Origin of the sequence: Joostella atrarenae, assembly GCF_021764745.1 — a bacterium.
Taxonomy (GTDB): Bacteria; Bacteroidota; Bacteroidia; order Flavobacteriales; family Flavobacteriaceae; genus Galbibacter; species Galbibacter atrarenae.
On record NZ_JAETXX010000004.1, the window covers coordinates 259,467 to 267,267 of the forward strand.

General features: G+C 33.2%; 10 protein-coding genes and 2 tRNA genes. 4 read left to right on the top strand and 8 right to left on the bottom strand.

The window, feature by feature from the left end; genetic code table 11:
* Positions 1-92 precede the first annotated feature (92 nt).
* Together JM658_RS09030 and JM658_RS09035 are read left to right on the top strand one after the other, a co-directional pair.
* A complete protein-coding gene (locus JM658_RS09030; protein WP_236958932.1) occupies positions 93-1,850 on the top strand; it encodes an ABC transporter ATP-binding protein in 1,758 nt (585 codons plus the stop codon).
* 75 nt (positions 1,851-1,925) lie between these two features.
* Complete coding sequence (locus tag JM658_RS09035) at positions 1,926-2,312, top strand: PUR family DNA/RNA-binding protein (RefSeq protein WP_236958933.1); 387 nt, start codon at positions 1,926-1,928, stop codon at positions 2,310-2,312.
* Positions 2,313-2,364: 52 nt separating this feature from the next.
* Here JM658_RS09035 and JM658_RS09040 read toward each other — a convergent pair whose 3' ends face one another.
* On the bottom strand, positions 2,365-2,703 hold the full coding sequence (locus JM658_RS09040; RefSeq protein ID WP_236958934.1) for a tRNA-binding protein: 339 nt from the start codon (positions 2,701-2,703) through the stop codon (positions 2,365-2,367).
* A 6-nt stretch (positions 2,704-2,709) separates the two neighbouring features.
* The gene (locus tag JM658_RS09045) at positions 2,710-3,012 is read right to left on the bottom strand and encodes a phosphoribosylpyrophosphate synthetase (protein WP_236958935.1); all 303 of its coding nucleotides are present in this window, start codon (positions 3,010-3,012) and stop codon (positions 2,710-2,712) included.
* A gap of 169 nt (positions 3,013-3,181) precedes the next feature.
* Here JM658_RS09045 and JM658_RS09050 point away from each other — a divergent pair, with 169 nt between their 5' ends.
* Positions 3,182-3,739: a thioredoxin family protein gene (locus JM658_RS09050; protein WP_236958936.1), complete on the top strand. Its 558-nt coding sequence runs from the start codon at positions 3,182-3,184 to the stop codon at positions 3,737-3,739.
* Positions 3,740-3,870: 131 nt separating this feature from the next.
* Positions 3,871-4,512 carry a peroxiredoxin gene (locus JM658_RS09055; protein ID WP_236958937.1) on the top strand — a complete coding sequence of 214 codons (642 nt, stop codon included), beginning with the start codon at positions 3,871-3,873 and terminating at the stop codon, positions 4,510-4,512.
* 46 nt (positions 4,513-4,558) lie between these two features.
* On the opposite strand, the gene JM658_RS09060 is transcribed toward JM658_RS09055, so the two are convergent.
* The 6 genes from JM658_RS09060 to JM658_RS09085 form a co-directional block, all read right to left on the bottom strand.
* A complete protein-coding gene (locus JM658_RS09060; protein ID WP_236958938.1) occupies positions 4,559-5,104 on the bottom strand; it encodes a YfiT family bacillithiol transferase in 546 nt (181 codons plus the stop codon).
* A gap of 154 nt (positions 5,105-5,258) precedes the next feature.
* A complete protein-coding gene (locus JM658_RS09065) occupies positions 5,259-6,191 on the bottom strand; it encodes a peptidylprolyl isomerase (protein WP_236958939.1) in 933 nt (310 codons plus the stop codon).
* A 213-nt stretch (positions 6,192-6,404) separates the two neighbouring features.
* Positions 6,405-6,656, bottom strand: coding sequence for a 30S ribosomal protein S20 (rpsT, locus tag JM658_RS09070; protein WP_236958940.1), 252 nt, complete (start codon positions 6,654-6,656; stop codon positions 6,405-6,407).
* A gap of 60 nt (positions 6,657-6,716) precedes the next feature.
* A tRNA-Glu gene (locus JM658_RS09075) sits at positions 6,717-6,788 on the bottom strand.
* Positions 6,789-6,847: 59 nt separating this feature from the next.
* Positions 6,848-6,919, bottom strand: a tRNA-Glu gene (locus tag JM658_RS09080).
* Positions 6,920-7,008: 89 nt separating this feature from the next.
* On the bottom strand, positions 7,009-7,801 hold a 793-nt coding region (locus JM658_RS09085), incomplete at its 5' end, for an OmpA family protein (protein ID WP_236958941.1).

A 7,801-nucleotide genomic window follows, 5' to 3' on the forward strand; every position in this document is an offset into this window, starting at 1 on the left:
ATCGTAGCAAAAATAAGAATATTTCAATATAAAAGCTAAAACAAGTCCTTAAATTGAGGATTTATTAAAAAAATTGATTTTAGAGAAAAGTAATGAAGGAACTAAGATATATTAACAAATTCTTTAAGAAATATAAGTGGAAATTGATTGTTGGCGTTTTAATTACGATTCTCGCTACAGTCTTTAAATTAGTTTTACCAGAATATGTTGAGCAATCTGTGAATGTTGTAGAGGAATATATATTAAATGAAGCCTCTGATCTTTCTGAAGTTAAAGCTAAACTTCTTAATTATATTTTAATCATAATTGGCTCTGCTACACTATCTGCTTTGTTCACTTTTTTAATGAGACAAACGATCGTTAATATTTCTCGATACATAGAGTTTGACCTTAAGAATGAAGTTTATGAACAATATCAACGACTCTCTATTAACTTTTACAAGAAAAATAGAACTGGAGATTTAATGAATCGTATCAGTGAAGATGTCGGACAAGTGAGAATGTATGCAGGCCCTGCTATTTTATACAGCATCCAAACTGTAACGCTCTTTTTATGTGTGATCCCACTTATGTTTTACACAGCACCAAAATTGGCTGCATATACGCTAATTCCGCTCCCTATTCTATCTGTTCTTATATACAATATTAGTAAGGTCATACATAAACGCAGTACTGCGGTACAACAATACCTTTCTAAATTATCTACTTTTACACAAGAATCGTTTTCTGGGATATCTGTAATAAAAGCCTACGGAATAGAACCTAGGATTGGCGCAGATGTAGATGCACTAGCAAAAGAAGGAAAAGATACCAATATGGCACTAGCTAAAGTGAATGCATGGTTTTTTCCATTGATGTTATTACTGATTGGAATAAGTAATATTTTTGTTATTTATGTTGGTGGGATTCAGTATATAAATGGTGAAATTGCCACTACAGGAGTTATTTTAAAATTCATCATATATGTAAACATGCTTACTTGGCCAGTAGCTACAGTAGGATGGGTAACCTCTATAGTTCAGCGCGCAGAAGCTTCGCAGAAAAGAATAAACGAGTTTTTAGAACTTGAACCAGAGATTAAAAATACAAATGAAGGTCATTCAGAAATAAAAGGGAAAATCGAATTTAAAGATGTTACTTTTACTTATGACGATACCAACATTACAGCTTTAAAGAATATTTCATTCTCTATTAATCAAGGTGAAACATTGGCAGTTATCGGAAAAACAGGATCTGGAAAATCTACAATATTAGATCTAATCGGGAGACTTTACGATACTTCTTTAGGAAAAATATTAATTGACGATACTCCTATTGAAGAATTAAATCTAACAGATCTTAGAAATACGATTGGAGCTGTACCCCAAGACGCATTCTTATTTTCTGATTCTATTGGAAACAATATAAAATTTGGACATAAAACTGCCACACAAGAAGAAATAGAAACCGCAGCAAAACAAGCTGCTGTTCATCAAAATATTATTGAGTTCACCAAAAAGTACGATACGGTTCTTGGAGAAAGAGGTCTAACACTTAGTGGAGGACAAAAACAGAGGGTTTCTATTGCTAGAGCTTTAATCAAAAAACCTCAAATTTATCTGTTTGACGATTGCTTATCTGCCGTTGATACGGAAACTGAAGAGCAAATTTTAAACAATTTAAAGAACGTTTCTGAAAAAAGTACTACAATTATCGTAAGTCACCGTATATCTTCAGCTAAAAATGCAGATAAAATTATTGTACTAGAAGACGGCGAAATACTAGAGCAAGGAACTCATAATCAACTACTAAGCGAGAAAGGATATTACCACGAATTATACCAAAATCAAATATCAGAAAAAGAAAACTAGTGAATTTGTTGTTTCATTTCATTTTTTTTCACATTTTTGATTTTGTTAACAAATATAAAAGTATTTAGAGGAATTATGAGCGATAAAGGTTTTGTAGAGAAAGATGAGATATTCTCTAAAGTGTTGAGAGCTGGAAGAAGAACTTATTTCTTCGATGTAAGAGGGACAAAAGCTGGCGATTATTATTTAACAATCACAGAGAGTAAAAAATTTACCCATGACGACGGGTCTTACCACTACAAAAAACACAAGATTTATCTTTACAAAGAAGATTTTGCTGCTTTTAAAGAGAATTTAGAAGAGATGATTGACTTTGTAATCAATGAAAAAGGTGAAGAAGTAATTTCTGAACGTCATCAAAAAGACTTCAAGAAAGATGTGTACGGAGAAGATGAAAGTGTAGAAGTTGGTGAAGAAGTAACAACAGAAAAGTTTACAGATATTAGTTTCGACGATATATAAAACTAAAGAACATTAAAAAAGCCGCTATTAAAAATAGTGGCTTTTTTACTTACTAACCTATCCTTAATCCATTTTCTATTTTAAAATCTGGACTTAATAAAGTTACATCGTTCTCTTCTCCTACTGCACCTACAACTAAACATTCACTCATAAAGTTTGCAATTTGCTTCTTAGGAAAATTAACAACTGCAATTACTTGTCTATTTAATAAGTCTTGCTTTTTATACCTTTTTGTAATTTGGGCTGACGTTTTTCTAACTCCAATTTTAGCACCAAAATCGATTATTAATTTATACGCAGGAATCCGTGCCTCTGGAAAATCGTGCACCTCAAGAATAGTTCCGACACGCATTTCCACTTTTAGGAAATCACTCCAACTTAATTCTGACATTTATTATTAAACTATTTTAAGTTTCTCAATCATCTCTTTGGATATATTACCAGCATATGCTCCATAGGCATCAACTAGCAGTCCTTTATCCCCTTTAGAAGTCTCTATAACATAAAGAACAGAACTATCTCCAGGATTTGTCTCTCCCTCAAAACGATAATATTTAACTACCTCAAGCGCTGTTGCTTCGTGTACTTCCTTTTTTGACTTATTCTCTATTCCAGCATCACATAAATTAAAATCTTCTGTATAACCTTCTTTATTCAAAGCTTTAATTGCTACTGATAAACTTTTGTATGATTTTTCCATTTTTGGTTTATTTTATTTTTAGGTTGATTAAAAGTTACAAACAAGGAAACAAGTCACCAAAAAATTAAAGAATATTTATGATTTGAAAACCTTTTTTAAAACTAGTGGCTCAACTCTTTTTTAAACCAATTTCTTATTTGTATTTTACAAAAAACAGAAACAAATAATTATGGCAAGAACAGAAAGTAATATGTTACCACTAGGAACAAAAGCACCTAATTTTAATCTCCTTGACACCGTTTCAGGGAAGAAATTAAAATTAAGTGATGTATATGGTGATAAAGGTACCGTAGTGATGTTTATCTGCAATCATTGCCCATACGTACAACATTTAAACAAAGAAATTGCTAAACTAGCTAACGATTATAGCGATAGTGATATAGGTTTTGTTGCAATATCCAGTAATGATGTTGAAAAATATCCTGAAGACGGACCTGATAAAATGAAAATTAATGCAGAAGAAAACGGCTATACATTTCCTTATTTATACGACGAGACCCAAGAAGTTGCAAAAGCATATGATGCTGCCTGCACTCCTGATTTTTACGTTTTTGATGCTAGTTTAGAATTAGTTTACCGCGGGCAATTTGATGATTCTAGACCCGGGAATAGTCTTCCAATATCAGGAAGAGATATTAGGAGCGCCATTGATGCTGCCACGATGGGAAAAACAACATACAAAAAACAACAACCAAGCATGGGCTGCAACATCAAATGGAAAGAATAATTATGCCTATCTTTAATAACAATCTTTGATTTGTTTTCAAATTAATCTTTAACATTATTTTATAATGCGTGTTATCGGATTGAATCATTAATCTAGTAAATTTGTAGAGTATTAATTAAATCAGAATTAAAATGGTAACACTACGATTAGGAGATAAAGCACCAAATTTTAAGGCGCAAACTTCAGAAGGAGAAATTGATTTTTATGAATATTTAGGAGATAGTTGGGGAATTTTATTCTCTCATCCTGCAGACTACACCCCTGTTTGTACAACAGAATTGGGTACAGTAGCTAAATATAAAGATGAATTTGCAAAAAGAAACACAAAGGCTATTGCCTTGAGTGTAGATGGAGTAACATCCCATAAAGGATGGATTGAAGACATTAATGAGACGCAAAATACAAAGGTAAATTTCCCTATTATAGCAGATGAAGATCGTAAAATATCTGAATTATATGATATGATTCACCCAAATGCAGATGCTACCCTTACCGTACGTTCTGTATATATAATTGCACCAGATAAATCTATTAAGTTAATGATTACGTATCCAGCTTCTACTGGAAGGAATTTTGAAGAACTTCTAAGAGTTATAGATTCTTTACAACTTACAGCATATCATAAAGTAGCAACGCCAGCAAACTGGAAACATGGAGAAGATGTTGTTATTAGCCCTGCCGTTTCTAACGAAGATGCAAAAAATATATTCACCAAAGGTTTTAAAGAAGTTAAACCGTATTTACGTTTAACACCGCAACCTAACTTAGATTAGGTATAATTAATCATAAAAAAAGAGCAGTTAAAAAACTGCTCTTTTTTTATACCCAATCCTCACGGATAGTTAGTTCTTCTATATGGGCATAATGATGCTTACAATGCCAAGCATATACACCTATTAATTCTTTCAATGTAGTTTCTTTATTATTTTCAGGATGTATCAATTTTCGCTGTAATTGATCCTCAGAAAGATGCTTTAATAAGTAAGCCCAACGTTTATGAAGCCCTTCCAATAAGTATAATGACATTTCTATATCTCCATCAAGAGAATCTCCTAAATCAGCCCACCGATCTTCATAATAAGCTTTAATAATTGGCTTATCTTCTGTTAGAGCCCATTTAAACCTTATATAACTATTCATATGACTATCGGCTAAATGATGTATCAACTGTCTTACCGTCCAACCTTCAGGACGATATTGTGTATCTAACTGGCCATCGTCAAAATCTTCCACTAAAGATTCTAATTTTTCAGGAAAGAACTCTATCGTCTTAATCCATTTCTTTACATCTTCTTCAGCAATAATAGACGGAGATTCATATACTCCTATAGGATATTGCAAGCTTTTAGGTTCTTTTATTGTCATGTTCAAATATAAAAAATCCTGTTACACGTATGTATAACAGGATCTTAAAAAGTATATTATTATGATAGAAGTTACCTTAACTCTTTCTTTCAAAAAGATTCTTAATGTTTAAGCCAAAAACCTTAATTTTCTATAAAAAGTTAACACGAAAATACTATCCTATATTTACTAATTCTACATCAAAAATCAATGTTGCGTTAGGTGGAATAACTCCTCCTGCACCTCTAGAACCATACCCTAAATGAGCAGGAATTACAAAACGTGCTTTATCTCCTACTTGTAACAAAGAAATCCCTTCATCCCAACCAGCTATTACTTGACCAGCTCCTAATGTAAAATCGATAGGCTGGTTTCTTTGGTATGATGAATCGAATACTTGTCCGTTTTCTAACTGTCCTTTATAATGTACAGAAACTGTTTTACCCTTTTCTGCTTTTGGACCATTACCCTTTTGGATAAGCATATAACGCAAACCACTTTCTGTCTTATCAAAACCAGCAGCAAGCTTCTCTAAAGCTTTTTCAGCATTTGCCTTCTCTTCTGCCAATCTTTTCTCACGAGCACCCTCAAAAGTTCTAAAAGCTTCAACAGCATTCCAATTTTCTGCCTCTTCTCCTACTCTTACTATTTCTAAACTCTCAATTTTATCACCTTGAGCAATTGCATCTACAACATCTTGTCCGTTTTCAACAAAACCAAATACGGTATGCTTATCGTCTAGCCAAGGTGTCTCTACATGCGTAATAAAAAACTGAGTTCCGTTTGTACCAGGACCAGCATTAGCCATAGAAAGGACTCCAGGTCTATTATGTCTTAAAGAAGCGTCAAACTCATCATCAAATTTATAACCTCCATCTCCAGTTCCAGTTCCTAAAGGACAACCACCCTGAATCATAAAATCATTTATAACTCTATGAAAAGAAATCCCATCATAATATGGCGTCCCTTGAGGCTTCACACTATTTTCCATATTTCCTTCTGCTAAAGCAACGAAATTACCTACCGTTCCAGGAGTTTTATCATGAGTTAATTTAACAAGGATCTCTCCTTTTGAAGTATTAAACTTCGCATAGATACCATTTTCCATATGCACTCTGTATTTAATGTTTAAAGTAGTATTTTATTATTATGAAATTATATGTTCTTTTAAAAATGCCCTAAATTAATATTCTTTAAGCAATCAAAAAATATTAATTTGAATCAATCTTTCTAAAAAAGGTGTATGTAGATTTTAAATATAACAAAAAACGCTCCACAAGATAGTGGAGCGTCAATATATTGTATAACTAAGAACTACTTATTAAAGAGCACTAACTCTTTTAGTTAATCCTGACTTTAAGTTTCCAGCTTTATTAGCATGGATAATGTTTCTCTTAGCTAATCTATCGATCATACTAATTACAGATGGCAATAAAGTCTCTGCATCTTTCTTATCTTCTGTACTACGTAATTTTTTGATTGCGTTACGTACAGTTTTATGTTGATATTTATTTCTTAAACGAACTGCTTCGTTTCTTCTAATTCTTTTTAATGCAGACTTATGATTTGCCATCTTTTCTTAATTTTTACTAACAGTAGAAATTCTCTCCTGCGCCTTGTTATACTATTATAGTAGTCCGTAGGGGAATCGAACCCCTGTTACCAGGATGAAAACCTGGCGTCCTAACCCCTAGACGAACGGACCAATTGCTCTTTCGAGCTACGGATATTATATCCGTATATTTTAATGAACTTAATCTTTTGTAGTCCGTAGGGGAATCGAACCCCTGTTACCAGGATGAAAACCTGGCGTCCTAACCCCTAGACGAACGGACCATTATTTCCTTTATTGCGGATGCAAAAATACAACTATTTTTAAATCATGCAACACTTAGAAAAGTTTTTTTTATTTTTTTTTATCTCCATTACTTTTTTACAATTCTAAACACTGATCTTCTGTTTAATTGATGCTCTTCTTTAGAACAACGTACTCCATTACTACAACCATTTAAAAGTTGTGACTCTCCATATCCTATTGCACTCTGGATACGATCTTTAGCTATTCCTCGTGAGTATAAGTGATCTCTTGTTGACTTTGCTCTTCTATCAGATAGTTGTCGGTTATATTCATCGTTTCCTCTTGAATCGGTATGCGATTCTATAGTAATCACCATCTCTGGATGATTGTTCATTACCGTTACGATATTCTCTAATTCAAAGGCCGCATCAGAACGAATATCCGATTTATCAAAGTCAAAATAAATAGGCTTTAATACAATTTGGTCACCTACTATTAGACTTGTTAAGTAGATGTCTTGTTTTGTAAGTGGATTGGCTAGCGCTACTTCTAATTTAGCAGGACGGTAATCGAGCTTCTCTCCTGTGATAACAATACTTGGAATACAGTCCACATCTTCAAAAGCATAGCTTCCATCTGCACTGCTGGTAAATGCTGCATACTGCTCTCCATTTGCGTCTATCAATCGTACTGTCGCTCCAGGAAGTGGTTCTTTTGTTCTTTCGTCATATACAATCCCTTCAACTGTTTTTGTACATTTCTCAAAATCAAATCCATAGATATCATCATCTCCAACACCGCCGTTTCTATTAGATGACACAAAACCGATTCCATTCTTGGCTATAAATCCAAAGTCATCTCGATTGCTATTTACTCGTTTTCCTAAATTCTCCACAGCATCATAACGATCCCCAACTGGC

Bases quoted from the DNA above. Each gene is read 5' to 3' on its own strand.
- JM658_RS09060 (WP_236958938.1), bottom strand. From the start codon at position 5,104: ATGACAATAAAAGAACCTAAAAGCTTGCAATATCCTATAGGAGTATAT.
- rpsT (WP_236958940.1), bottom strand. From the start codon at position 6,656: ATGGCAAATCATAAGTCTGCATTAAAAAGAATTAGAAGAAACGAAGCA.
- JM658_RS09055 (WP_236958937.1), top strand. From the start codon at position 3,871: ATGGTAACACTACGATTAGGAGATAAAGCACCAAATTTTAAGGCGCAA.
- JM658_RS09035 (WP_236958933.1), top strand. From the start codon at position 1,926: ATGAGCGATAAAGGTTTTGTAGAGAAAGATGAGATATTCTCTAAAGTG.
- JM658_RS09040 (WP_236958934.1), bottom strand. From the start codon at position 2,703: ATGTCAGAATTAAGTTGGAGTGATTTCCTAAAAGTGGAAATGCGTGTC.
- JM658_RS09030 (WP_236958932.1), top strand. From the start codon at position 93: ATGAAGGAACTAAGATATATTAACAAATTCTTTAAGAAATATAAGTGG.
- JM658_RS09045 (WP_236958935.1), bottom strand. From the start codon at position 3,012: ATGGAAAAATCATACAAAAGTTTATCAGTAGCAATTAAAGCTTTGAAT.
- JM658_RS09050 (WP_236958936.1), top strand. From the start codon at position 3,182: ATGGCAAGAACAGAAAGTAATATGTTACCACTAGGAACAAAAGCACCT.
- JM658_RS09065 (WP_236958939.1), bottom strand. From the start codon at position 6,191: ATGGAAAATGGTATCTATGCGAAGTTTAATACTTCAAAAGGAGAGATC.